The organism is Cytobacillus solani (genome assembly GCF_001420595.1).
Classification (GTDB): Bacteria; Bacillota; Bacilli; order Bacillales; family Cytobacillaceae; genus Cytobacillus; species Cytobacillus solani.
Genome location: NZ_LJIX01000006.1, coordinates 560,995 through 586,443 on the forward strand (window position 1 = coordinate 560,995; position 25,449 = coordinate 586,443).

Genomic DNA, 25,449 nt, shown 5'->3' on the forward strand with positions numbered 1-25,449 from the left:
TGCTATGTCTTGTCAATTAATAGCTCGTTCATACAAAAAGGCTGTATTTCAAACGCTTGTTTGAAGTACAGCCTTTTCTTTATCTCACTAATGTATTGAGGAGGAAGGAAATGGTTATTTTATCTGGCAACACGTTAACTTTAGAGGAAGTTCAAAAGGTTTTATTCAATAATGAAAAGATTTCAGCATCTGAGGAAAGCATGGATGCTGTTAGAAAGAGTCATGATGCTGTAAAAAGAATCGTAAATGAAGAAAGAGTTGTATATGGAATTAATACTGGATTTGGAAAATTTAGTGATGTTCTCATTCATCCAAATGATGTGAACGATCTTCAGCTTAATCTTATTCGCTCTCATGCATGTGGAGTAGGAGAGCCATTCCCAGAACTTGTTTCTCGCGCCATGGTGCTTTTACGAGCAAATGCCTTACTTAAAGGATTTTCAGGTGCACGCCCAATTATTATTGAGCGTCTGCTTGATCTAGTGAATAAAGAGATTCATCCAGTGATTCCGCAGCAAGGTTCACTTGGTGCGAGTGGAGATCTGGCACCACTTTCCCATCTTGCACTCGTGTTAGTAGGAGAGGGAGAGGTTTTTTACAAGGGAGAAAGAAGGTCTTCTCATGAGGTTCTTTCAGAAGAAGGACTTGAACCACTTACATTAGAAGCGAAAGAAGGGCTTGCTTTAATTAATGGGACACAGGCAATGACCGCAATGGGGGTTGTTGGATATCTGGAGGCAGAGAAGCTTGCCTATCAAAGTGAATTAATTGCCGCGGTTACAATGGAAGGCTTGAATGGCATTATCGATGCTTTCGATGAAAAAATTCATTTGGCTAGAGGCTATAAACAACAGGTGGATACTGCTAGAAGAATGAGAGAATACTTATCAGGAAGTGCTCTTATTACGAAGCAAGGTGATATCCGTGTTCAGGATGCATACTCCATCCGCTGCATTCCGCAAGTGCATGGGGCATCTTGGCAAGCACTTGATTATGTAAAAGAGAAGCTTGAGATTGAAATGAATGCAGCAACCGATAATCCGCTTATTTTTGATGATGGGGATCACGTGATTTCAGGAGGGAACTTCCATGGGCAGCCGATTGCCTTCGCGATGGATTTCATGAAAATAGCGGTTGCGGAGCTCGCTAACATTTCTGAAAGACGAATTGAACGTCTTGTTAATCCGCAGCTTAGTGATCTGCCGCCATTCTTAAGCCCAGAGCCTGGTCTTCAATCAGGGGGAATGATCCTTCAGTATGCAGCAGCATCGCTTGTATCCGAAAATAAAACATTGGCACATCCAGCAAGTGTGGATTCCATTCCTTCTTCTGCTAATCAAGAAGATCATGTCAGCATGGGAACAATTGGTTCGAGACATGCGTATCAAATTGTTCAAAATGTTAATAATGTCCTTGCAATCGAGCTAATTTGTGCACTTCAGGCTGTAGAATACCGAGGAATTGAGAAGATGGCAGCTAAAACAAAGCGCTTTTATGAAGAGGCACGTAAGATCGTACCTTCCATCACAAAAGATCGTATCTTTTCAAAGGATATTGCGGCCTGCTCTGCATGGCTTAAGGATATAAAAATCGATACCTTATAAAAATAGGCGAGGGTCTAAATAGAATAGACCCTCTTTCTTCTTGCAGCCTTTACCTATCTTCCTCTTCTTCCACACGATTTTTGAAAGCTTCTTGAACCACAAGAAATTCTTCATCCTCCTGTGCTTCTGTTGCCGCACGTTTTTCAGTTTCGCCAATGTCTGGGAAATTACCTGGATGATTTTTCCTTTTGTGATTAAAATGTTCACCGCGAGCGATAATAAACACCCCTTTCCTATATCTTCAAGTAGCTTCCCCTTATTCGAAAAACCTATGTAGATTAAATTTGGGGTCACTTTTTTAAAGGGAAGAATAGGCAAAAACGTTATTTTAAGAAATTTGTCTCTTCCCGGCATGTTTGTCCATTCGATTATTAATTGGTTACATATTCTATAGTAATTGATAGGGAAGGAGGGGAAATTTATGTGTAGAAATTGTAATAATGATGATAGAAGACCAGATCGTAATGTTGACAATGTATTTATTCGTGCTAATCGAGTATTTGTGCTGGGGGAAGAGGACAGAAGACATTGCAGAAGAGATAACGATGTAGCAGGTATTAGAGATAATAATAGAAGACATTGCAGAAGAGATAACGATGTGGCAGGTATTGGAGATAATAATAGAAGACATTGCAGAAGATGCTGTTGCTGGTTTTAATAGAAGAATGAGAAAGCAGGGAGAAACCCCTGCTTTTTCATTGTTTTTTATTTATCAAATTGCCATAAACCAGGTAAAAGAAATAAATATATAATTTCACCTAAAACTTATAAGAATTTTGTCGAAATAAGAAATAAGAAATCATTTAATATATCTTGGAATAAGCAAATATTCTTGTTAAGAAAAATAATTCATAGATTAATAGAAATAGGTGAGGGCATATGGATAAAACTTCGTTAATAGGGTTAATATTAGGATTCGTTGCAGTTGGGGTTGGGATGGTTTTAAAAGGGGTAGATTTGGTTGCATTAGCAAACCCGGCAGCAATCTTGATCATCCTCGCAGGTACAGCAGCAACTGTAATTATTGCGTTCCCGACTAATGAAATCAAACGGATTCCAAAGTTATTTGGAGTCATTTTTAAGGAAAAAAAGCAAATGGATCCGATTGATCTAATCAAAATGATTTCTGAATGGGCACAATTAGCTAGAAAAGAAGGGTTACTTGCTCTTGAAGCAAAAACAAGTGAAATAGATGATCCCTTTCTAAAAAATGGTCTATCACTTGCGGTTGATGGACAGAGTGCAGATTACATACGTGATGTATTAAGTGAGGAAATTGAAGCAATGGAAGATAGACATTCAGCAGGAGCGCTGATTTTCACACAAGCTGGAACCTATGCTCCAACCTTAGGCGTTTTGGGTGCCGTAGTAGGGTTGATTGCAGCATTAAAGGATATGAGTGATACAGATGCTTTAGGGCATGCGATTAGTGCAGCGTTCGTTGCAACCTTACTAGGGATTTTTACTGGATATGTTCTATGGCACCCATTCGCTAATAAGCTAAAACGTAAATCAAAGCAAGAAGTGAAGCTTAAATCAATGATGATTGAAGGTGTATTATCTGTTTTAGAAGGGGAAGCACCAAGAGTGATTGAGCAAAAATTAGCTTCTTATTTACCTGTTGGGGATAGAAAGAAATTTCTTGAAGAAAGCAGCGTGAAGAAGGATGAGTAAACGAAAAAAGAAGAAGAATCATGATGAAGGACATGTGGATGAATCTTGGCTTCTTCCTTATTCTGATCTGTTAACTTTATTGCTAGCCTTATTTATTGTTCTCTTTGCATCTAGTTCTATTGATGCAGTTAAGTTTCAGGCAATTTCAAAAGCATTCAGCAGTGCACTTACTGGAGGGACAGGGATGATGGAGTTCCCAAGTCCATTGCCTGAGGGACAATTACAGGCCGATGAAGAGACTGAGAATACAGAGGCTGAAGATCCAAATGGGTTAAAGATTGATAAGAAATTACTGCAAAAGGTAGATCAGAAAGAATTGGAAGCCATTCAAGTAAAGGTTAATAAGTATATAGAAGAGAACCAGCTAACAGGGAAACTGCAGACGTTATTAACCGGTGAGGGACTAATGGTGTCCATTAGAGATAATGTGTTATTCGCACCTGGAAGTGCGGATGTTAGACCAGAGGATTTAAAGATTGCGAATGAGATTGCTGAACTCCTTGTTATGGATCCGCCAAGAAATATTATTATTAGCGGGCATACGGATAATGTTCCAATCGGAAACGCTCCTTTTGATTCAAACTGGGAACTAAGTGTTATGCGGGCGATTAACTTTATGAAAATTATTTTAAAGAATAATGCGCTCGATCCAAGAATGTTCAGTGCTAAAGGATTTGGTGAATTCCAGCCTGTGGCTTCAAATGATACAGCTGAAGGAAAAGCAAAAAATAGAAGAGTCGAAATTTTAATATTACCAAGAACAGAGGCTAAACCTGAATAGGTTTAGCCTTTTTTTGTAAATGAATAAATATTTTCCTGAAAAAACAGCTGATATCTTGCAGCCTCTAAAGATGAATGGATTTTTTATTAACCTTTTGACAAAAAAAGAACCCTTAAATGGGCTCTTTCCTTAGAGTGAAATATCAGCTTCCGTATGCAGCATATTCTGGTTGTTTGACTTTTTGCCGTGAAGAAAATAATAAGCAAGTAAAGCAAGGAGGACAACAACAGCAAGAATTAAATATAGAGTAGATAGATCCATATATACAGCGATAACACCTAGAGCATAGGAACCAATTCCGATTCCTGAATCAAAAAATGTAAAGAAGGTGGATGTCGCTAATCCCCTTTTTGAAGGGGATGAATTTTTGATGGCAACAGTTTGCAAACTTGGAGAAAGACTTCCGTAGCCTAATCCGATAATAGCTGCTGAAAACAGAAATAGGAAGGTGCTATTTGCCTGACTTAGCAGGACCATTCCAATCGCAAACAAAATAATGGATGGGTAAACGATTTTATTTTCCCCATAGAGGTCAAACCATCTGCCTGTAAATGGTCTTGATATCACAATGGCAATAGCATAAACAACAAAGAAGAAGCTTGCCGCTTTAAATAGTCCTAATTCCTTTGCATAAATAGAAATAAATGAAAGGATTCCTGAGTAAGCAAGAGCTAATATTCCTCCTACAATGGATACTGAAATGGCATTCTTTTCAAAAAAACTGCCAATCGAAAATGTAGAATGTACCTTTTCTTCAGGGATTGAAGCCTCTGGAATACGAACAATAAATGATAATACGAGTGCAAAGAAAGCTAAGACAGTGCACAAAATAAAGAGGCGATTAAAGCTTGATATTTGGATAATCGTTAGGCCGGCAAATGGACCAATAACCATCGCTAAATTCATAAATAATGCATAATAGCCGAGTCCTTCCCCTTTTCTTTCATTTGGAACAATGTCAGCTATTATTGCTCCAGTTGCAGTTGTTGCCATCCCAAATCCGATCCCATGTAAGAACCTGAGTCCAAGCAGGAGAGGAATAGAATCTGTCCATACATATAAAAGACTGGCGATGGTAAATATGATAACGGAAGAAAGCAGGATTTTTTTCCGTCCGATGGCATCAATCCATTTTCCAGTAAATGGACGGCATAGTACGGCTGCAATTAAAAATACGGCAACAATTAATCCTACTTGCGTTTCATTTCCATGTAATTCATCTAATACATAAATCGGCAAGGTCGTAAGCAAAATATAAAATACGAGAAATAAAAATAAACTAATAAAGGAAATTCCTAGAAAGTTCTTTGTCCATAATGGTTGTTTCTTCATGATGACCTCCGTGAAAAAGTTAGTTTGTTAACTAGATGTTTTTTTAGAGTGAATGATAGCTTGAAGTCAGGGGTTAGACGAGGACAAAGAAGCAATCGGCAGGACACCGATTGCATAGATCTTACCAGAGCCAAGCAAATTCCAAACAGTTTATATTTCAAAGGTTCCTATTCATTTTTTCAATAATCTCCATCATTGAGCTGATTTCTTCATTACCAACGTTTTTTAATAAATTTTTCTCGCATGACCGGACCGCTTCAAGCCATTCATCGTATTTTTGGATGGCGGCATCTGTCAGGATGATCTTTTTCTCCCGTTTATCCGTGCCTGGCACTTTTGAAATCCAGCCTGCCAACTCTAATCTTGCTAAAGTACGAGTCATTGTAGGAGCTTCAACTCCTAAATAAAGGGATAAATCCTTTTGAGTTGCAGGTCCCTTTGTTTTAAGAAGATAGATAATGGTCCATTGAGCGGAATATAAGCCGAGAGGGACGAGAACCTCATTTAATGATTTTGAAAAATGACGAGTGAATTGGTTTATAGAATGAAAGAATTTACTTTGATTTTCGTTCATAAAATCACCTAGTTTAAATTAGTTACCTAGCTAAGTATATTCCTCTATTCTAAAATTGTCTAGTTTTTTTAGGAGAATAGTTTTGGTTTAAAGCAGAAAAAAATTGCATTTTCTTAAAACATATGTTTATAATATAGACATAAGTTTATGAATGATAGGGCTGAGCTAACGATGAATGAAAAAGAATCACTTATATTGCAGCTTATTAAAGCGAACCCATTTATTTCACAAATTGAAATAGCTGAGAAAACACAGCTTTCAAGATCAGCTGTTGCTGGCTATATTTCCTCTTTAACAAAAGAAGGGAAACTGCTTGGCAGAGCCTATGTCCTTCCAAAGAGAAAGGATATTGTCTCTATCGGGGGATCAAATATTGATAGAAAAATTCAAACGCTAAGTAATCTTCAGCTAGGAACATCCAATCCTGCTGAAAGCTCTCAATCTTGTGGGGGAGTGGCAAGAAATATTGCAGAGAACCTAGGAAGACTTGGCTGTGATGTCGCACTTATGACAATTGTTGGAGAGGATCATGAGGGTGAATGGCTGCTTGAATATACGAAGTCATTTGTTGATATCAGCCCGTCTCAAGTATCACCGAATGCGGCAACCGGTACATATACGGCTATATTGGATGATGAAGGAGAAATGGCTGTTGCACTAGCGGATATGGCGATTTATGATTCCATTGATACTGATTTTATTGAAAAAAGATGGGGATATATCGCATCATCAGCAATGGTTGTCATGGATACGAATTTTCCTGGTAAGGTGCTAAAGCAAGTGATTAGCCGCTGTGATGAGGAAAATATTCCGCTTTGTATTACACCTGTATCTTCTCCAAAGGTTAAAAAGCTTCCACCCGATCTTCAAGGGGTCACTTGGCTCATTGCCAATAAAGATGAGGCAGAAACATTATCAGAGATAAAGATAAAGGATGAGGGAGATTTTTTCAAGGCGGCTGAAAAAATCATGGATAAAGGAGTAGAGAAAGTCGTTATCACTCGTGGTGATAAGGGATTAATCTATTATACAAAAAAGGGCGAAGCAGGTGTTGTGCTTCCGCCAAAGGTCAGTGTAGAAGATGTGACTGGTGCTGGAGACTCCCTTGTTGCTGGAATTATGTTTGCTCATTTAAAAGGGTTAAATACAGAAGATGCGTGTAAGATTGGGGTTGCTTGTTCCATCCTGACGCTTCAGTCACATGAAACAGTAAATCCCACATTAAGTCATATTCGATTGCAAGAAACATTTAAAAAATACTTTTAATAAGGAGTTTTGACACCATGATGGAAAATTATTTAGAGTATTCTGCTGAGGTACAAGAAGCGAAGAAAGCGAATAAACCAATTGTTGCATTAGAATCTACAATCATTTCACACGGAATGCCTTACCCGCAAAATGTTGAAATGGCAAAGGAAGTAGAAGAAATTATCCGTAAAAATGGTGCGGTACCAGCAACAATTGCGATTATTAATGGGAAAATTAAAATTGGACTTTCAGACGAGGATCTTGAGTTTTTAGGAACAAGCAAGAATATCGAAAAAGCAAGCCGAAGAGATCTGCCTTACTTAATTGCTAATAAGAAAAATGGGGCAACAACGGTTGCCTCCACGATGATTTGTGCACAGCTTGCAGGAATTGAAGTTTTCGTTACAGGAGGAATCGGTGGTGTTCACCGTGAAGCAGAAACGACAATGGATATTTCTGCTGACCTGCAGGAGCTTGCTCAAACAAATGTGGCAGTTGTATGTGCAGGTGCCAAGTCCATTCTTGATCTTGGCCTAACACTAGAATATTTAGAAACATATGGGGTGCCTGTTGTTGGATTTAAAACAGATGCATTTCCAGCTTTCTTTACTCGTACGAGTCCGTTCGATGTGAATTGTCGTGTGAATACAGCAGAAGAAGCAGCTGCGACAATTCGTACTAAATGGGAGCTAGGTTTAAACGGCGGTCTTGTTATTGCCAATCCAATTCCAGAAGCAGATGCACTGGACGAAGCATTTATTACAAATGTCATTGAATCTGCATTAAAAGAAGCAAAGGAAAACAATATTGCCGGTAAAAAAGTGACTCCTTTCCTTTTAAGCAAAGTAAAGGAATTAACAGAAGGAAAGAGCTTGATTGCCAATATTGCCTTAGTGAAGCATAATGCAGAAGTGGGTTCAAGAATCGCTGTAAGTTTACAGAAATAAAGAATTGATAATATTAAAATAAAGGCTAGTCTAATCTTCACAGCGAAGGTTAGACTAGCTTTTTTTGCGTTCGATATTTGTATTTAATAATTTTAAAATTATGGGTATTCATTATAACGAATTTTATATTGTAGAAAAAAAGTAAATTAATCTTGAGAATTTAGAGAGGTTTAATGATTTCTAGTCATTTTTAACGAAAAAAATTTTTATTTGTAATATATGGATTACATTATAAAATATAATTCCATAAATAAGGCTAATAAATTAGGGAGGAATTAATTGAAAATTATTAAACAAAGAACATTTTTTCATTGAAATGTTCTTTATAATGAACTAAAATAAGACGTACAGATTAGTGGCTATTTTGGATGATTCGTTCCTTATTAAGAAAAAAAACATTTTGTTCAATTTTTTAAGTAATTGAATATATTTTTTACTCAATTCGTTCTTTATTAGGAACAAATCGTTCTTTTAAATATACTTTTGTGGTGATGTCTCCTTACCGTTATCAATGGAGGCACTCGGCTATATTGTGGGTTGAAATAACCTTAGACGCGAGTCGTCAATAGTATGGTGTGAGGACGGGTTAGATGCCCACTTTTTTAAAGTTTTTAATTATGAGGTTTTTACTGAAGACCTTATAGATAAGGACTTTAAAAATTTGAAAGGGGGATATGAATGGATTATAGAAATAGATTTTCCTTTTTATTTTTTTCTGATTCATTAGTTGTACTTATAGCTATTTTTTGGCTATCTTTACAAGCTTTATAAAAAATCTTGGTAGTATGCGAGCATTGGCTAATGGCGGCGAAATTTTTGTTTTAGATATGGGGGAACCAGTAAAGATTATTGATCTCGCGAAAAACTTATTCCGGCTACCAGGAAATTCACCTAGTTGCTAGAATGCTGAAAATCCTTGCAAAAAATATTTTTCTATAAATTCTTGATGGTAAAAATGCAGGTTAGAAAAGCATTATGTAAGTGATTAATAATCCTATATTTTTTTGGAGGTGATAGTAGTGGCAATCCTCATAACTGGAGGTGCTGGCTACATAGGAAGTCACACATGTGTCGAACTAATTCAGGCGGGTTATGACATAGTAATAGTCGATAATCTTTCAAATAGTAATAGAGAATCTATTAAACGAATAGAATTAATTGTTGGAAAGAAAATACTATTTTACCAGATAAATTTACTCCACCAAACAGATATTGAAACAGTATTTTTAGAAAATAGAATTGAAGCAGTTATTCATTTTGCTGGGGTAAAAGCAGTAGAAAACTCTGTAATAGCACCACTTCATTACTATCAAAACAATGTAACAGGAACAATTATTCTATGCGAAGTAATGAAAAAATTTAATGTAAATAAAATGGTTTTTAGTTCATCTGCTACTGTATATGGTATTCCAGAATTTTTGCCAATTCGAGAAAACTGTATAACAAAACCGACCAATCCATATGGCCGTACTAAATTAATGATAGAAGAAATATTAAGAGATTTATATTTATCAAATGACGAATGGAGTATAACTATTTTACGTTACTTTAATCCAATTGGTGCCCATAAAAGCGGGCTCATTGGTGAAGATCCAAATGGCATTCCCAATAATCTCATGCCATTTATTACTAAGGTAGCAGCAAGGAAGTTACAAACTCTTCAAGTTTATGGAAATTGTTATCCGACTATAGATGGCACTGGCGTTAGGGACTATATCCATGTTGTCGATCTTGCCAAAGGCCATTTAAAAGCGTTAGAGAAAGCATTTAGTTCTTCTAGTGTAGAAACTTATAACATCGGCACAGGTGAAGGAAATAGTGTACTTGAGTTAATTACTGCTTTTGAATCTGCTACTGGAGTTAGAATACCTTACAAGATAACAAATCCAAGACCTGGTGATGTAGCAATCAGTTATGCAGATCCAGCTAAAGCGAAGCAGGAATTAGGGTGGCAGGCAGAAATGGGAATTAAAGAAATGTGTGAGGATGCATGGCAATGGCAATTTAATAATCCTAATGGATATCTTAGTAAAGAAGCAGAATTAATTTTGTAAAATAGGAATTCCCTTTATACAGATGAGTTGGAAGTGAAGAGATGAAGAGATTAATGGATTTTATGATTGCGTTAATAGGATTAATTATTTTGTTTCCCTTCATGTTATTGATAACTATTTTGGTCAAATGGAAACTCGGCTCTCCAATCCTTTTTAAACAACAGCGGCCTGGCTTGAATGGTACCCCTTTTTTTCTGTATAAATTCCGGAGCATGAGTAATGAAAAGGATAGTACAGGAAGTTTATTGCCAGATCATATACGTTTGACTCCCTTTGGCTCCTTTCTTAGACAATACAGCCTTGATGAACTGCCTCAATTAATTAATGTAATAAAGGGTGACTTAAGCTTAGTTGGACCACGTCCATTATTAATGGAGTATCTTCCATTGTATTCAGAAGAACAAGCAAGTAGGCATTTAGTTAGACCAGGCATAACTGGATGGGCACAAGTGAATGGCAGAAATTCGATAACGTGGGAAGAAAAGTTTGAACTAGATGTTTGGTATGTGAAACACCATTCGCTCTTCCTAGATATAAAAATATTATTGTTAACAATAATAAGGGTACTTCGATCAGATGACGTCCATATAGATGAGCATGATTTTGAAGGAACAATAAGAAAAGAGAGTCATGGATAATGTATGTAATGTGATTGGAGCAAAGGAAGCTGTTGCATTTAGTTTACGTACTGTAGCGATTTGGCTCTTTCTTTATTAAATGTTTGAAAAATATGTTGATTCTATCATTAGAACAACAACTGTTATGAAGAAGTATTGAAGTGATTGAATAGTAGACTCTAAAAAAGAGCAGAGGTAAATAGATGATCGGAAAAAATATAGCGAGGATAAGAAAAAAAAGAGGATACACACTCTCAGAGTTTGCAGAGCTAGCGAATATATCTAAGTCTTACTTAAGTAATATAGAAAGGGATATTAATAAAAACCCATCACTTGAGGTTATGCAAAAAATGGCAAAGGTATTAAATGTAGATCTAATTACACTATTGAAACCATGCAACGACCTTGACAAACATCTTTTTATCGAAAAAGAATGGGTGAATTTTTTAAATGAACTAAAAGAATTAGGGATTGAAAAAGAAGAGATACAGCAATATAAACTGTTAATTGAATTTATTAAATGGCAAAACGAAAGATCCGAATAGCTTAAGGCTGGGAGAGCAGGCTTGTCCCAGATAAAGAGACACTTGAATCTGATACAGTTTTCAAGGATACTTGTTTCTATTTGTAAATGTATTAATTGAAGAACCAATACATTTAAAGTTAAAAATTAGAGAAAAAGTAAGCAAAGCTATGTAACAACAGATAAGTATAAGGAAGTAGAAAAGAATGCATTCTAAATTACCAAAATCTATAAAGGCGAATTTAAATTCTCCAGGTATTAAAATACGAGGTGGTATCACTCTATTTCTATTTATTCTAGTTTTGGCTTTTTACAATATATACGACAACAACCGCGTCATCACCATAGAACAAACAATACAAATAGAAAATCTACCAAAGGATTTTGAAGGTTTCACCATTCTTCAAATCTCGGACTTGCATGAAAGGGTATTTGGGGATAAACAAGAGAAGTTATTAAAAGTAATCAATTCACATGACTATGATGCTATTGTTTTTACAGGTGACATTCTTGATAAACCTTCAAGTACAAATTATGAACCTTTTTATACATTAATAGAAGGAATATCAAATAAGGAAATTGCCCTTTTTGTACCTGGAAATAGAGATCCGCAGAGTTTTATCCTGGATGAAGGAGCCACATTAGAAAAAGGTGAATTTATCAAAGGAATGGAAGAAAGAGGAGTTAATCTTTTAAACTCTGTTCAAAAAGTTGAAAAAGGGAATTCAATGTTGTATTTTACATACTTTGAAAACTCCATCTTAAAAGGACAAATGAAAAGTAGGAAGGGATCGATAAATAAACTGCAAAAAGAGTTATCAACCCTAGATACATTAAATGAATCTGATATTTTAATTGCATTAAATCATTACCCGATTCCTGATGAAAGGATTGATTATCTAAGGAGCAAGAGAGAATATAATTTTAGAAATTATGATTTAATTATTGCTGGTCATTATCATGGGGGGCAATTTCGAGTGCCGCTAATTGGGGCACTCTTCGTTCCTGAACAGTATTATTTATGGGGTGGAATATTTCCACCACGTGATCGTGTCAAGGGATTATGGGACTATCTAGGAATAAAGCAATATGTTAGTGCTGGACTTGGTAGTAGTGATGCAATCCTCTTTATGAAATTCCGATTTTTAAATACACCTGAAATTAATGTGCTTAGATTACAGGGGAAAAACGATAGATAAATGAAAATGATTTAAAGAATATTATTCAGAAAAACATAAGGGCTAAGTCTAATATTTGCTAAATGCATAAATGGGGTTGGTCCTTTTTCTCTTGTAATAGGAATCATTCTTTATAAAGAATGATTGATTCTTTATAAGGAAATATTAGTAATGTATTCTTACCATTATAAAGGAGGAACTCGGTCATCCTGTGGGTTTTATGAACCTTAGATGCTTTGTTGTCGAAAGGGTGATGTGAGGGAGGGTTAGATGCCCACTTTTAAAATAAAGCTTTTAACGAGATGGTTTTAATAAAGCCATTTCGTTAAAAGCTTTATTGATTTATACGTTATCACAAATAAAGGAGGAGCTAGGATGCCATACCATCAAAGGCTGCTGTTATTATTATCACTTGATTCATTTTTAATAGCAGCAGCAATAATGGGTAGTCAGTTTTTACTTAATCCGTATACGTTGGAAACAAACGTCATGGCAATCGCAATTATTCTACAAATAATGTTCTATAAATTGTTCTCTATTAAATACAAACTTTATAAAAAAGTTTGGGAATATGCAAGTATTGAGGAATTAGTAGCCATATTGAAGGTGGTTACTTTTTCATTTGGTCTCGTTTTAGTAATCGAATTGATAATCTTCCGAGAATTATTGTTTCGCTCATTTTTTGTAAGTTGGCTTCTTCTATTAAGTTTTGTAGGCGGATCAAGATTTTATTGGCGAATTTCAAGGCATAAATTGATTAAAGGCCAAGAAAGTAAAAGAAAAGTGTTAATAATTGGTGCGGGGTCGGCTGGTAACATGGTTGTCAGACAGCTGAAAAACAATAAAGCCGCCAGCCTTTTTCCTGTAGCATTCATTGATGACGACAGAAAGAAGCATTATCGTCAAATACTGGGTGTGCCTGTTGTTGGAGGTATAGAATTGATCGAACAAACCGTAAAGGGTTTAGGGATTGAGCATATAATCATTGCCATCCCTTCCCTTGATAAAAAAGATTTAAACACGATTTTTCAAGAATGTATGAAAACAAATGTGAAGACGCAAATTTTGCCTTTGCTAGAGGATTTAGTGACAGGGAAATTATCAGTTAATCAATTTCGTGATGTACAAGTGGAAGATTTGTTAGGAAGAGAACAGGTTGAGATAGATATAGAGAGTATCTCTGGCTACATAACGAATAAAGTTGTTCTTGTGACTGGAGCAGGGGGGTCAATTGGATCCGAGATTTGCCGTCAGATTGTCCAATTCAAACCAGGAAAAATTATTTTATTAGGTCATGGTGAAAATAGCATATATTCAATTGAAAATGAACTTAGAAAGCTTTGTGAAAAAAGTGGTATTCAAATTACGACCGAAATAGCCGACATTCAAGACGAACGGAAAATGAATATAGTGATGGGCCAGCATTCACCAGATGTTGTCTACCATGCAGCTGCCCACAAGCATGTACCTCTTATGGAACGAAATCCAGAAGAGGCGGTTAAAAATAATATGATTGGAACACTGTACGTTGCCATGGCAGCGAGTATTCATCATGTTTCCACATTTGTAATGGTTTCATCAGATAAGGCAGTTAATCCAACAAGCGTGATGGGAGCAACAAAGAGATTAGCCGAAATGATTATTCAGGATATGAACCAAAAAAGCCAGACGAAATTTCTTACTGTCCGCTTTGGAAATGTGTTAGGAAGCAGAGGCAGTGTCATTCCATTATTTAAAAAGCAAATAAAAGAAGGCGGACCTGTAACAGTGACTCACCCAGATATGGTTCGTTATTTTATGACTATCCCTGAAGCATCGAGACTTGTTATTCAAGCAGGGAGCCTTGCTAAGGGAGGAGAGACCTTTGTCTTAGATATGGGTTCTCCGATTAAAATTGTCGATTTAGCAAAGAGCCTTATTATCCAATCGGGAAATTCTGTTGGAGATATTGGGATTGTTTTTTCGGGTATGAGACGAGGAGAAAAGCTATATGAAGAATTATTTTATAAGGATGAAATCCACGAACAGCAAGTGTATCCGAAAATTTATACTGGGAAAATGTCAGCCAATGTATTCTTTCATGAAATTGAAGAATTGCTTTTAACTTTCTCGACTATTCATAGGGATCAGCTAAGAGAGACTCTACTGCGTTTAGCGAATAAAGAAGTTATGGAAGAAAAGGTTTTATCAGTGACTCATTAACAGATGAGGAGTGAATAAGTGTTCCGCGCAGAAAGGGTCTTTCATTGGAATATCAATTTGCTGCCCGATGAAAACACTTAACACCATTTGGGATTCCCTTAAGAAAATTCAGCCTAGATAAGGATACAAGGAATTGCATTAAATGAGCCTAGGAGTTGATTAGATTGATAAAAACAATACAAAAAAACAGGATTGCACTTTCCGTTCCGCATATGAGCGGGAATGAAATGAAATATATTCAGGAAGCTTTCAATTCCAATTGGATAGCCCCTCTTGGGTCCAATGTAGATGCTTTTGAAAAAGAGATGGCAGGCTTTGTAGGAGCGAATGGAGCTGTCGCAGTGAACTCGGGAACTGCGGCGATCCATTTAGCTCTTATTTTATTGAATGTAAAAAAGGGAGACACTGTTTTCTGCTCAAGTTTAACATTTGTTGCATCAGCAAATCCCATTTTATATGAGGGAGCTGAACCGGTATTTATTGATTCAGAGCCAGAAACATGGAATATGTCACCAAATGCGTTGGAAAGAGCATTTCAGGAAGCGTGCGAAAACAACCAGCTTCCAAAAGCAGTCATTATTGTGAACCTTTTTGGGCAATCGGCAAAAATGGATGAACTGGCTTTGATTTGTAAGAGGTACGGTGTCCCAATCATTGAAGATTCAGCGGAGTCATTAGGGTCTGCCTATAAAGGAAAAGCAAGCGGCACCTTTGGGGAATTTGGTATCTTCTCCTTCAACGGAAATAAAATTATTACGACATCCGGGGGAGGAATGCTTGTCTCTGATAATGTAGAGGCATTAGAGAAGGCACGCTTTCTAATAACACAAGCTAAAGACAAAGCGCCATATTATCAGCATAGTGAGAAAGGGTATAATTACCGATTAAGTAATATATCAGCAGGGATTGGCCGTGCACAGCTAGAGGTATTGAATAGCCGAATAGCAGCAAGAAGAAATGTTTATCAACTATACGAACAGGAACTTGGGAACGTGCCGGGTATTACCTTTATGCCCGAATTGGAGAATACATTCTCAAATAGGTGGCTAACAGCCTTGATGATTGATGAAAGGGTTAGGGGAGTGACAGTACGGGAGTTGATTACTGCTTTAGAAGAAGAAAATATCGAAGCACGTCATGTATGGAAACCGATGCATATGCAGCCGCTTTTCGATGGTTGCAAATATTACAAGCATAACGAGAATGACAACATTTCTGAACAGCTCTTTCGGTCAGGACTCTGTTTGCCTTCAAGCTCTAGTTTAACAGTAGAGGAGCAGATGAGAGTCATTGTAAGTATATGGAATAATAGTAAAATTTTGTTGCGATGAATTAATTTTTTCGTGCAATTAAATGGAGGTATTTATGGAAGATACCGTTAGTATAAAAGACATTATGAAAATTATGTTGAAGCGGTGGAAGTTAATTATATTTATTACGTTTCTTTTTACTTCTATAGTGGGTGTTATTTCATTCTATTTCATCACACCTGTTTACTATGCATCTACACAACTACTTGTTAACCAAAGGAATTCCGATAACCAACTTGATTTCACACGCTTGCAAAGCAATGTAGAGTTAATTAATACGTATCGTTTAATCATTAAAAGCCCAATCATTCTTGATAAAGTCATTAAAGAATTAAAGCTTGAGCAGAGTGAAGGAGAGCTATATGAAAGTATCAATGTTAAAAGTTTTGAGGGATCGCAAATAATCCTAATTGAAGTAGAGAATAGTAATCCTGATAGGGCAGTGGATATTGCAAATTCAATTGCCAGCAATTTTCAACAGGAAATAAAAAACATCATGAGTGTAGATAATGTCAGTATTTTAACCAAGGCTAAATCGAAGGAAGAACCTTTACCTATTAAACCAAAACCAATAGTAAATATCGCTATTGGGATAGTAATAGGAATAATGGTAGGTATAGGGTTATCGTGTTTATTTGAATTTTTGGATAAAACGATAAAAACCAGTGATGATATTGATGAACATCTTGGAATACCTGTGCTTGGTTTAATTCCAAAAATGCCACGCGGAACGGGAAAAGGGATGGTATCAAAAAAAAATAATGTGCTCCAAAAAGCAAAGGAGGATTCAGTTGAAATTTAGCAAGGGAAAAAAGAGGAAAAAACTGATACATCTGATTGCGCATATGAACCCAATGCTCCCAATTACTGAACAATACCGGCAAATAAGAACGAGTATTCAATTTTCCTCAGTCGATAAGACGATAAAATCTATTGTGCTTGCTTCAGCACAATCTGGTGAAGGGAAATCTACTACAGCTTCTAATTTGGCAATCGTATTAGCTCAACAAGGAAATCAAGTATTACTAGTTGATGCAGATTTAAGGAAACCCTCTATTCATTATGCGTTCAGGGTAAGTAATATAGATGGATTAACAAATGTTTTAACAAAGGAAGTAGAGTTGGATAGTGCAATAAAACAAACGGACATTCATAATTTATCTCTGTTAACAAGTGGTGCAAAGCCACCCAATCCATCAGAAATATTAAGCTCTAATTCTATGGAAACATTAATGGGCAAGCTAAAGGAAATGTTTGATTTTGTTATCTATGATACACCACCAGCATTAGCAGTTACAGACTCTCAAGTTCTAGCTAATAAGTGTGATGGTGTGATTTTAGTAGTGGCAAGCGGGAAAACGAATAGGGAATTAGCACTAAAATCTTTAGATGTATTAAAACAAGCAAGAGCACATATACTAGGTGCTGTTGTTAATGGGATTGAACTTTCCAAAAAGGAATATTACCGAGAATATAAGTGATGAACAGCAACTATATTAATCTTGTTTTAAAAAGAGGAGGATAAAGTAAATTGATTGATTTGCATTGTCATATTCTCCCATATATTGATGATGGACCCAAAACATGGTCTGATTTTTTAGAAATGGCTAGGCATGCAGGAAAGCAAGGAATCAAGGTTATTTACACCACACCACACCACATGAATGGATACTATATAAACACGAAAAATGACATATTGAAGCATGTTGAGCAATGTAATGAACAATTAAAAAAGGCAAATATCCATGTTCAACTTTATCCAGGTCAAGAGGTTCAAATTCATAGGGACTTATTTACTGCATTAGATAAAGGGGAAATATTGACGCTTAATAATGGAAAGTACTTATTGTTAGAACTACCCTCATCCTATGTACCAAGTTATACGCATGAAGTTATTTACGAGTTATTGATTAAAGAGATTACGCCAATCATTGTACATCCAGAAAGAAATCAAGGTTTTATTGAAAATTGCCAACTGCTATTTGATATTGTTCTAGAAGGTGCACTCGTTCAAATAACATCTGGAAGTATAATTGGATTATTTGGAAGAAAGATAAAATCCTTCTCTGAGAAAATAATTGATCACCGTTTAGCTCATTTTATTGCGACAGATGCACATAATACAAGATCACGAACATTCACGCTTAATGAGGCTTATGAAACGATTACGAAGCTTTATGGAATACAGCAAATGTACTTTTTCAGAGAAAATGCAGAATTACTTCATAACGGAAATCAAGTTCATGTTGAACAGCCTATCCCAATGAGGAAGAAAATTTTAGGTCTGTTCTAACAAGGGGTGATAGGAGGGATTTATATTAAACAAAAGGGTATAGAAGTATTAGTATCAACAATGAATCAAGTGGACTTTTCTTTAATCGATAAAATGAATATAAAGGGAAATGCGCTTATTATTAATCAATGCCAAGTGAATCAGTATTATGAGATTGCGGACGAAAAACGTACGGTAAAATTCTATTCGTTTAATGAAAGAGGTGTCGGGTTAAGCAGGAATAACGCTTTAATGAGGGCCTCTAGTGATATTTGTTTATTTGCTGATGATGATGTTGTTTATCATGATCAGTATGAACGTTTGATTATTGAAGCCTTTCTGAAAAACCCGCAAGCCGATGTGATTATTTTTAATGTACCAAGTTCAAATGAAAAAAGATCTGGGCCAGCACAAATACTGAAAAATTCACCAGTTCATTATCTGAACTTTATGAGATATGGTACTTATAGTATTGCTTTTAGAAGAGAAAAGATATTGAAAGCAAATATCTATTTCTCACTATTATTTGGGGGAGGAGCCAAATATAGTGCAGGTGAGGATACTTTATTTCTTTTTGATTGTTTAAATAAGGGACTTAAAATCTGGACAAATACCGCAGAAATAGGAATTGTACATCATAATCAATCTACATGGTTTAAAGGGTTTAATCAGAAATATTTTTTTGATAAAGGTTTCTTTTACGCTACAATGTCAAAAAAGTTTTCAAGCATTCTAATTTTACAATTTGCAATAAGAAAATACAAAATATTTAAAAATGAAATGGGATTTTTACAAGCGATTAAATATATGCTGGCTGGCAGAAAGCATTGTTTAATAGAAGGAGTATAGAAATGAGCAAGGCAAAAAAGAAAATCCTCATTGTTAATAATAATCTTGCAACTGGCGGAATTCAGCGTGCTTTTATAAATCTTCTAAAGCAAATTGAAAAAGAATATGATATAACAGTGTTTGTTTTTAGTAAAACAGGTGATTATATTAATAAAATTCCACCAAGTGTTAAAGTGCTTGAAGCATCCTCATACCTAAGGGTACTTGGATTATCACAAAGACATACAATGAAACTGGGATTAAAGCGTTATATCATCCGGTTTTTATGTGGGTTATATACAAAAATTTTTAGCAATCATCTTCCTATTGCATTTTTGCTAACAACTGAAAAACGACTATCTGGATTTGATGCAGCAATTTCCTTTTGTCATAGTGCTGAAGAAAAAGCACTTTATGGTGGCTGTAACGAATTTGTTCTAAAAAGGGTTGATGCAAAACAAAAGATAACGTTTGTTCATTGTGACTTTTTAAATTATGGAGGAAACACTATAAAAAACAGAGAAATTTATAGGCAGTTTGATAAGATTGCTGCTGTGTCTGAAGGGTGCAAACGGAGCTTTATTCAAGCAATCCCAGATGTATCGGGGAAAGTACATTGCGTTTATAATTGCCACAACTTTTCGGAATATAGAAAGTATGCAAGGAAGGATCCAAAGAATTATAGCAAAGAAAGTATAAATATTGTCACAATAGCGAGATTGAGCCCTGAAAAAGACTTACTTAAGGGAATAAGGATTGTATCTCAACTTATAAAAGATGGATACAGTATTTGCTGGCACATCATTGGTGATGGGGCGCAAAGGAATGAATTAAACAAGGAGATTACCAATTATGGATTGCAAAATTATATTAGCCTATATGGGAATCAAAGAAACCCTTATAAATATCTTTTAAATGCTGATTTATTTCTATTAATTTCCCTACACGAAGCTGCTCCAATGGTTTTTATGGAAGCTAAATCATTACATGTCCCAATTATAACGACAAAAACCATTTCCGCTACTGAAATGGTAAGGGATGGATTCGAAGGGATTGTATGTGAAAATAACGAAACTGCCATATATCAAGCAATAAAAGGGATCCTAAAGGAGCCTTTTTTTATTGAAAAATATAAGCAAAATTTAAGAAGCATTTCCTTTACAAATGAGCTTGCGATTAAGCAATTCAATCAATTGATGACAAATGGGAGTACAGAGACATGTATAGAATTAAACAGGGTGAAATAAGACTCTTATTCCTGTCAGTAGCATGTGTGTTCATTCTCTCATTAGGCCATGCTGTAAATTCAAAAATGCTCATCTTAATGGCAATAGCACTATTTATGGGAATGACTTTCTTTATGGATAAAAGGTATTTTTTACCTATTATGCTCTTTTTTCTTCCATGGTCACCTGTTTTGAAATTTTCACCAGGTACACATTCTTTTTATTCCATGATCGTCCCATGTTTATTTATGCTAGTAATCTTAGAATATTTTATAAAAAATAAAAAGTATAAATTAAAATTTATTTTTATACCGCTATTTTTAAGTGCTTATACATTAACAATCAAGTTAGTTAATGGAATAATACCAGGTAATTCCCATTTCTTTTTTATCTTGTTAATTATATTCATTCCTATGTATATGCATAAATATAAAGATGAAATCAATTTTGAAACATGTGTCCTATTTATCACTACTGGGGTACTATCTGCTTGTTTTGCTTCAAAAATTCTGATGACTCTTCCGCATATGGTTGGCTATATTAATGTTTATACATGGAAGAGAATGGGGTTAACTAGGTTAAGTGGTTTTTATGGAGATGCGAACTTTTATTCAGTACACATACTAGTAGCAATTGCCTGCCTGCTATTAACATTAAAAAACACAAAAAAAACCATATCTATTATGGTTCAATTACTGTCCATTATTGCACTCATTTACTTTGGTATGCTTTCAGTGTCAAAAATGTTCATTTTGTGCTTAGTTTTAATGGGAGGAATTTGGTTATTCTGCTTTCTGATTGTTAGACAGAGTGTAATGTATAAACTGAAATTCTTATTATTTTCTGTTGTCATCCTAATTGCATTTTTCTCTAGCAGTTTATTTACTGAACAATTAAATCAATATTTGATTCGATTCAGTATGGTTTCAGATGCACAATCCTTGACTACTGGAAGAAGTGAATTAGTAAATATGTACATTGAATACTTTATGGGAAATTTAAATACATTGTTTTTCGGTATGGGTTTATCTCCCGTTTATGTAAATGGTTATAGTTCGCATAACACCATTATACAAATGATTTATCAGCTTGGTATATTGGGAAGCATTTTAATGATTGGCTGGTGGAGAATGGTTTATAAGGGTTTATCTAATAAAATAAAATTATCATTTGTAAATAGTATGTATTTACTCATGATTGGAGTGGCATACTTTTTGCCATGGCTTTCACTAGAAATGCTTTATTTTGATGAATTCTTTTATATAACAATACTTGTTTTCATATCGAAAAATTATTTATCAAGTTCACAAGTTGTAAAGGAAAACGAAGGGGCCGTGCAGCCACTTCGTTTTTAAATTTTCAATTGTAAGGATGAGTTAAATGAAGGATATTCTAATTGTTGCTCATTTTACACAAACACCTGGGGAGAAAGGAAATGGGAGATTCCATTATATTGCAAATCTGCTAGCACTTGAGGGACATAAAATTGAAATAGTGACGACAAATTTTTCTCACGATTGCAAGATGCATAGGGAGTTTCAGCAAGGTTTATTTGAGCAAGTAGATTATAAAATTGCAATGTTAGAAGAGCCAGGCTATAAAAAGAATGTCTCGCTGAAAAGGATTTATAGTCATTACACTTTTGGAAAAAATCTAAAAAAATATCTAGACAAAAGAGTTAAACCCGATGTGATTTATTGTGCAGTTCCTTCAATAGATGCAGCTTATATAGCGGCTGAATATGCAAATAGGAATGGAATTAACTTTATTATCGATGTACAGGATATTTGGCCAGAGGCATTTAAGATGGTTTTTAAGCTTCCGTTCATTAGTGATCTGCTTTTCTTTCCAATGATGAAAAAGGCGAATTATGTATATCGTGTAGCTAACAAAGTTATTGCCGTTTCAGAAACATATGTGAAGCGAGCAATGGATGTAAACAGTAAATGCCAAAAGGGCATAAGTGTATTTCTTGGAACAGAACTAACATATTTTGATCACTTAGCAAATAAGTGTAGAAATATTATGAAACCAATGAATGAAGTTTGGCTAGCTTATATTGGAACTTTAGGACATAGCTATGATTTAACATCCATTATGGATGCCCTGCATTTGTTAAAAGAAAAGGGATATTCAAATTTTAAATTTATTATTATGGGTGATGGCCCCTTAAAACAGCGATTTATTCAATATGCAAGGGAAAAGAAGATTCGCTGTGAGTTCACAGGAATGCTTGATTATTCCGAGATGGTGAGCAAATTAATCCAGTGTGATATTGCTGTTAATCCGATAGCAAAAGGAGCTGCAGGTAGCATAATTAATAAGGTAGGTGATTATGCTGCTGCAGGTTTGCCAGTCATTAATACGCAAGAATGTCATGAATACCGAGATTTGATAACCAATTATTCAGCAGGGATAAATTGCGAAAATGGAAATCCAGAAGATATTGCAGAAAAAATCTTGTTTCTCTTCCAGAACGAAAATAATCGAAGGGAAATGGGGAGGAATAATCGTGTGTTAGCAGAAGAAAAATTTGACAGGGGAAAAACCTATCCCACTTTAGTTGCTACTATATTAGGAGAGTGAAGATGGACATTCTTGTTAGTGTGAATTGCATTACCTATAATCATGAGCGATACATCGGTGCAGCTATTGAAGGCTTTTTGAGCCAAAAAACGAATTTTGCATTTGAAATTTTAATTGGTGAAGATTGCAGCAAGGATGGAACGCGAGAAATTGTTGAATCATATATGAATAAGTTTCCTGGGAAAATAAGATTAATTACATCTTCTTCAAATGTTGGTGCAAAAAAGAATAGCGAACGCCTGGTGGAAGCTTCGAAGGGGAAATATATTGCCTTATGTGAAGGGGATGATTTATGGATAAATCCACATAAATTACAAAAACAGATTGACTATTTGGAAAACAACCCAGATTGTGCCCTTTGTTTCCATAGTGCGGAAATTGTAAATGGAATAGGGGATTCACTGAATCAATATATAAGACCTTACAAAAAGACAAGAAATAGTCCAATAAGAGATATGATTGCAGGCGGTGGGGGATTTTGTCCTACCGCTTCTTTAGTTATCAAAAGGGAAATAATAGACCCCCTCCCAGCACTTTTGAAAGAAGCACATGTAGGTGACTATGCGCTGCAAATGTGGGCAGCAAGCCAAGGGAGCATCCACTATATAGACGAAATGATGTCAGCTTACCGAGTAGGGATTACTGATTCATGGTCTACTAAGCTAAATTCAGGCTCAAATATGATTGAGAAAAATATTGAAGTAAAAAAGTCAGACATCCAATTGTTAAATCATTTTAATCAAGAAACAAACTTTCGATATTCGGATGAAATTGAACGAGAGGTTTTGAAAAAAGAGTTTGAAATCTTGTTATTGCAAAAAAACTTTAAAGTGATGAGGACAAACAAGTATAAAAAGGTAATTAAGGAATTAAGCAAGATTGATAAAACAAAATTGTATTCAAGGATGTACTTCCCGGGTATTTATCAAAAAGTAGTACAAATGAAACATTCGCTGAATACCGGAAGAAAATAATATGAAAAGTAGGATTAAATATGTCAGAAATCAGCCCTATTAGAGGAAAAACAATTACAGGGTTAGTATGGAGTTTTATCGATTTATTTGCAAGCCAAGGGATTCAGTTTATTGTTCTGATGATTCTTGCAAGATTATTGGCACCAGAATTTTTCGGATTAATCGGGATGGTGGTTGTCTTTATTGCCATATCCAATTCCCTCATTGATAGTGGATTAACACAGGCACTTATTCGTGAAAAAGATACAAGTCCGGTTGACTATTCGACTGTATTCTTTTTTAATCTATTCATTTCGGTTTTTTTGACAATTATTCTTTACAGTATTGCACCGATGATAAGTCATTTCTTTGGAAATGAGCAGCTATCCATGATATTGAGAGTCTTGTCTTTCACCCTTATTATAAATTCTTTAGGCATTATTCAACGAGTAATGCTAACGAAAAAAATTAATTTTAAGACGCAAACAAAAATAAATTTGGCTTCTACTATCTGTGCTGGAATTGTTGCTTCCATTTTTGCGTTTTTAGGATTTGGAGTGTGGAGCCTTGTTGCACAAACATTAACATTGCAAACAATGCAAACGCTCCTGCTTTGGATTAGCAACAAATGGGTTCCTAGTTTGGTATTTAGTATGGCGTCATTCAAGAGACTATTTTCATTTGCATACAAATTAGTGATTTCTAGTTTGTTAGATACGGCATATAATAATGTGTTTTCCTTGCTTATTGGAAAACTTTATTCGGCTGGCCAATTGGGTTTCTATACAAATGCGAACAAATTGAAAGATGTGATCACAAACTCGGCAACAAGTGCCATTCAAAGGGTGACATATCCGGTATTGAGCTCAATACAAGATGACGAAAATCATTTGCAAAGCGCCTTTCGAAAAATTATTCGAACAACAGCATTTATCATGTTTCCAATGATGATGGGACTAATTGCGATTGCTGATACATTAATTCCAATATTACTTGGGCCTGCTTGGACGGAATCAATCGTATTTTTTCAACTCTTATGCTTAATAGGAATGATTTATCCAATCCATGCTATTAATTTAAATATTCTTCAAGTAAAAGGAAGATCAGACTTATTCCTGAAGCTAGAAATTATTAAGAAAATCCTTATTACAGTTTTAATTGTCATTTCGCTCCTTTTTTCTTTAGGAATTCTCGGATTAATAGGTGCTGCAATAATTAGTTCTTATGTTTCCCTGTTAATAAATGCGTTTTATTCAGCAAAAGAAATCGATTATTCTAGTCGTCAGCAGCTTAAGGATATGGCACTTTTTTTCTTGTTAGCTAGTGTGATGGGGATATCAGTATATTTTTTGGGAACGATATTGGCACTCAACTTGTTTTTTAAATTGGTTATTCAGATACTATTTGGTATGTTGATTTATATAGCTCTTAGCTGGGGGCTGAAAAATCAAGAATTTAAGTTGGTTTTGGAAATCTTGGTTCAGCTTTTCAAGAAAACAAAAAAGAATATCATAAAAGCACATGGTGCATAAGTATATAA

General features: G+C 35.3%; 24 protein-coding genes and 1 pseudogene. 22 read left to right on the forward strand and 3 right to left on the reverse strand.

The window, feature by feature from the left end; genetic code table 11:
• Nucleotides 1–110 precede the first annotated feature (110 nt).
• Nucleotides 111–1,604, forward strand: coding sequence for a histidine ammonia-lyase (gene hutH, locus AN957_RS04580; protein WP_056682563.1), 1,494 nt, complete (start codon nt 111–113; stop codon nt 1,602–1,604).
• Between the two features lie 49 nt (nt 1,605–1,653).
• Here the strand turns inward: hutH and AN957_RS27525 are convergent, their stop codons facing one another.
• Nucleotides 1,654–1,830 carry a hypothetical protein gene (locus AN957_RS27525; RefSeq protein ID WP_156341118.1) on the reverse strand — a complete coding sequence of 59 codons (177 nt, stop codon included), beginning with the start codon at nt 1,828–1,830 and terminating at the stop codon, nt 1,654–1,656.
• A gap of 195 nt (nt 1,831–2,025) precedes the next feature.
• Between AN957_RS27525 and AN957_RS27530 the strand changes: the two genes are divergently transcribed.
• From AN957_RS27530 to motB, 3 genes are all read left to right on the forward strand, one after another.
• Nucleotides 2,026–2,262 (forward strand): hypothetical protein, encoded by a 237-nt coding sequence (locus tag AN957_RS27530; protein WP_142108131.1) that lies wholly within the window; start codon nt 2,026–2,028, stop codon nt 2,260–2,262.
• Nucleotides 2,263–2,483: 221 nt separating this feature from the next.
• Nucleotides 2,484–3,278, forward strand: coding sequence for a flagellar motor stator protein MotA (gene motA, locus AN957_RS04585; protein ID WP_053479078.1), 795 nt, complete (start codon nt 2,484–2,486; stop codon nt 3,276–3,278).
• On the forward strand, nt 3,271–4,059 hold the full coding sequence (motB, locus tag AN957_RS04590) for a flagellar motor protein MotB (protein WP_056682566.1): 789 nt from the start codon (nt 3,271–3,273) through the stop codon (nt 4,057–4,059). The genes motA and motB overlap by 8 nt, the downstream gene beginning before the upstream one ends.
• 129 nt (nt 4,060–4,188) lie before the next feature.
• Here the strand turns inward: motB and AN957_RS04595 are convergent, their stop codons facing one another.
• Together AN957_RS04595 and AN957_RS04600 are read right to left on the reverse strand one after the other, a co-directional pair.
• Nucleotides 4,189–5,391, reverse strand: coding sequence for an MFS transporter (locus tag AN957_RS04595; RefSeq protein WP_056682567.1), 1,203 nt, complete (start codon nt 5,389–5,391; stop codon nt 4,189–4,191).
• 157 nt (nt 5,392–5,548) lie between these two features.
• On the reverse strand, nt 5,549–5,965 hold the full coding sequence (locus tag AN957_RS04600) for a MarR family winged helix-turn-helix transcriptional regulator (RefSeq protein ID WP_053479075.1): 417 nt from the start codon (nt 5,963–5,965) through the stop codon (nt 5,549–5,551).
• Between the two features lie 171 nt (nt 5,966–6,136).
• Between AN957_RS04600 and AN957_RS04605 the strand changes: the two genes are divergently transcribed.
• The 18 genes and pseudogenes from AN957_RS04605 to AN957_RS04685 all read left to right on the forward strand — a co-directional run bounded on the left by AN957_RS04605 (nt 6,137) and on the right by AN957_RS04685 (nt 25,441).
• Nucleotides 6,137–7,231, forward strand: coding sequence for a carbohydrate kinase (locus tag AN957_RS04605; RefSeq protein WP_053479074.1), 1,095 nt, complete (start codon nt 6,137–6,139; stop codon nt 7,229–7,231).
• Between the two features lie 17 nt (nt 7,232–7,248).
• A complete protein-coding gene (locus AN957_RS04610) occupies nt 7,249–8,160 on the forward strand; it encodes a pseudouridine-5'-phosphate glycosidase (protein WP_082446485.1) in 912 nt (303 codons plus the stop codon).
• Nucleotides 8,161–8,951: 791 nt separating this feature from the next.
• A pseudogene (locus AN957_RS26625) lies at nt 8,952–9,044 on the forward strand (polysaccharide biosynthesis protein); the annotation flags it as partial.
• A gap of 135 nt (nt 9,045–9,179) precedes the next feature.
• On the forward strand, nt 9,180–10,214 hold the full coding sequence (gene galE, locus AN957_RS04615) for a UDP-glucose 4-epimerase GalE (RefSeq protein WP_053479073.1): 1,035 nt from the start codon (nt 9,180–9,182) through the stop codon (nt 10,212–10,214).
• Between the two features lie 41 nt (nt 10,215–10,255).
• The gene (locus tag AN957_RS04620; RefSeq protein WP_053479072.1) at nt 10,256–10,852 is read left to right on the forward strand and encodes a sugar transferase; all 597 of its coding nucleotides are present in this window, start codon (nt 10,256–10,258) and stop codon (nt 10,850–10,852) included.
• A 182-nt stretch (nt 10,853–11,034) separates the two neighbouring features.
• The gene (locus AN957_RS04625; RefSeq protein ID WP_056682570.1) at nt 11,035–11,376 is read left to right on the forward strand and encodes a helix-turn-helix domain-containing protein; all 342 of its coding nucleotides are present in this window, start codon (nt 11,035–11,037) and stop codon (nt 11,374–11,376) included.
• 184 nt (nt 11,377–11,560) lie between these two features.
• Nucleotides 11,561–12,553, forward strand: a complete 993-nt coding sequence (locus AN957_RS04630; protein ID WP_053479070.1) for a metallophosphoesterase — start codon at nt 11,561–11,563, stop codon at nt 12,551–12,553.
• Between the two features lie 354 nt (nt 12,554–12,907).
• Nucleotides 12,908–14,734 (forward strand): polysaccharide biosynthesis protein, encoded by a 1,827-nt coding sequence (locus AN957_RS04635; RefSeq protein ID WP_053479069.1) that lies wholly within the window; start codon nt 12,908–12,910, stop codon nt 14,732–14,734.
• Nucleotides 14,735–14,898: 164 nt separating this feature from the next.
• Nucleotides 14,899–16,065 carry an aminotransferase class I/II-fold pyridoxal phosphate-dependent enzyme gene (locus AN957_RS04640; RefSeq protein ID WP_053479068.1) on the forward strand — a complete coding sequence of 389 codons (1,167 nt, stop codon included), beginning with the start codon at nt 14,899–14,901 and terminating at the stop codon, nt 16,063–16,065.
• A gap of 34 nt (nt 16,066–16,099) precedes the next feature.
• Nucleotides 16,100–16,846 carry a YveK family protein gene (locus AN957_RS04645; protein ID WP_075209083.1) on the forward strand — a complete coding sequence of 249 codons (747 nt, stop codon included), beginning with the start codon at nt 16,100–16,102 and terminating at the stop codon, nt 16,844–16,846.
• Nucleotides 16,836–17,525 (forward strand): CpsD/CapB family tyrosine-protein kinase, encoded by a 690-nt coding sequence (locus tag AN957_RS04650; protein ID WP_245637761.1) that lies wholly within the window; start codon nt 16,836–16,838, stop codon nt 17,523–17,525. The genes AN957_RS04645 and AN957_RS04650 overlap by 11 nt, the downstream gene beginning before the upstream one ends.
• Before the next feature lie 50 nt (nt 17,526–17,575).
• A complete protein-coding gene (locus tag AN957_RS04655) occupies nt 17,576–18,337 on the forward strand; it encodes a tyrosine-protein phosphatase (RefSeq protein ID WP_053479066.1) in 762 nt (253 codons plus the stop codon).
• Nucleotides 18,338–18,343: 6 nt separating this feature from the next.
• A complete protein-coding gene (locus AN957_RS04660; RefSeq protein WP_056682572.1) occupies nt 18,344–19,165 on the forward strand; it encodes a glycosyltransferase family 2 protein in 822 nt (273 codons plus the stop codon).
• Between the two features lie 2 nt (nt 19,166–19,167).
• Nucleotides 19,168–20,391: a glycosyltransferase gene (locus AN957_RS04665; RefSeq protein WP_053479064.1), complete on the forward strand. Its 1,224-nt coding sequence runs from the start codon at nt 19,168–19,170 to the stop codon at nt 20,389–20,391.
• On the forward strand, nt 20,364–21,725 hold the full coding sequence (locus AN957_RS04670; protein ID WP_056682573.1) for an O-antigen ligase family protein: 1,362 nt from the start codon (nt 20,364–20,366) through the stop codon (nt 21,723–21,725). Before AN957_RS04665 ends, AN957_RS04670 begins: the two co-directional genes overlap by 28 nt.
• 25 nt (nt 21,726–21,750) lie before the next feature.
• A complete protein-coding gene (locus AN957_RS04675) occupies nt 21,751–22,956 on the forward strand; it encodes a glycosyltransferase family 4 protein (RefSeq protein ID WP_053479062.1) in 1,206 nt (401 codons plus the stop codon).
• A gap of 2 nt (nt 22,957–22,958) precedes the next feature.
• Nucleotides 22,959–23,930: a glycosyltransferase gene (locus AN957_RS04680; protein ID WP_056682577.1), complete on the forward strand. Its 972-nt coding sequence runs from the start codon at nt 22,959–22,961 to the stop codon at nt 23,928–23,930.
• Between the two features lie 20 nt (nt 23,931–23,950).
• Nucleotides 23,951–25,441 (forward strand): lipopolysaccharide biosynthesis protein, encoded by a 1,491-nt coding sequence (locus AN957_RS04685; protein WP_056682580.1) that lies wholly within the window; start codon nt 23,951–23,953, stop codon nt 25,439–25,441.
• Nucleotides 25,442–25,449 lie beyond the last annotated feature (8 nt).

What these genes read in the sequence shown, in the direction of transcription:
- hutH (WP_056682563.1), top strand. Translation starts at nt 111, where the DNA reads ATGGTTATTTTATCTGGCAACACGTTAACTTTAGAGGAAGTTCAAAAG.
- AN957_RS27530 (WP_142108131.1), top strand. Translation starts at nt 2,026, where the DNA reads ATGTGTAGAAATTGTAATAATGATGATAGAAGACCAGATCGTAATGTT.
- motA (WP_053479078.1), top strand. Translation starts at nt 2,484, where the DNA reads ATGGATAAAACTTCGTTAATAGGGTTAATATTAGGATTCGTTGCAGTT.
- motB (WP_056682566.1), top strand. Translation starts at nt 3,271, where the DNA reads ATGAGTAAACGAAAAAAGAAGAAGAATCATGATGAAGGACATGTGGAT.
- AN957_RS04595 (WP_056682567.1), bottom strand. Translation starts at nt 5,391, where the DNA reads ATGAAGAAACAACCATTATGGACAAAGAACTTTCTAGGAATTTCCTTT.
- AN957_RS04600 (WP_053479075.1), bottom strand. Translation starts at nt 5,965, where the DNA reads ATGAACGAAAATCAAAGTAAATTCTTTCATTCTATAAACCAATTCACT.
- AN957_RS04605 (WP_053479074.1), top strand. Translation starts at nt 6,137, where the DNA reads ATGAATGAAAAAGAATCACTTATATTGCAGCTTATTAAAGCGAACCCA.
- AN957_RS04610 (WP_082446485.1), top strand. Translation starts at nt 7,249, where the DNA reads ATGATGGAAAATTATTTAGAGTATTCTGCTGAGGTACAAGAAGCGAAG.
- AN957_RS04620 (WP_053479072.1), top strand. Translation starts at nt 10,256, where the DNA reads ATGAAGAGATTAATGGATTTTATGATTGCGTTAATAGGATTAATTATT.
- AN957_RS04625 (WP_056682570.1), top strand. Translation starts at nt 11,035, where the DNA reads ATGATCGGAAAAAATATAGCGAGGATAAGAAAAAAAAGAGGATACACA.
- AN957_RS04630 (WP_053479070.1), top strand. Translation starts at nt 11,561, where the DNA reads ATGCATTCTAAATTACCAAAATCTATAAAGGCGAATTTAAATTCTCCA.
- AN957_RS04635 (WP_053479069.1), top strand. Translation starts at nt 12,908, where the DNA reads ATGCCATACCATCAAAGGCTGCTGTTATTATTATCACTTGATTCATTT.
- AN957_RS04645 (WP_075209083.1), top strand. Translation starts at nt 16,100, where the DNA reads ATGGAAGATACCGTTAGTATAAAAGACATTATGAAAATTATGTTGAAG.
- AN957_RS04665 (WP_053479064.1), top strand. Translation starts at nt 19,168, where the DNA reads ATGAGCAAGGCAAAAAAGAAAATCCTCATTGTTAATAATAATCTTGCA.
- AN957_RS04670 (WP_056682573.1), top strand. Translation starts at nt 20,364, where the DNA reads ATGTATAGAATTAAACAGGGTGAAATAAGACTCTTATTCCTGTCAGTA.
- AN957_RS04675 (WP_053479062.1), top strand. Translation starts at nt 21,751, where the DNA reads ATGAAGGATATTCTAATTGTTGCTCATTTTACACAAACACCTGGGGAG.
- AN957_RS04680 (WP_056682577.1), top strand. Translation starts at nt 22,959, where the DNA reads ATGGACATTCTTGTTAGTGTGAATTGCATTACCTATAATCATGAGCGA.
- AN957_RS04685 (WP_056682580.1), top strand. Translation starts at nt 23,951, where the DNA reads ATGTCAGAAATCAGCCCTATTAGAGGAAAAACAATTACAGGGTTAGTA.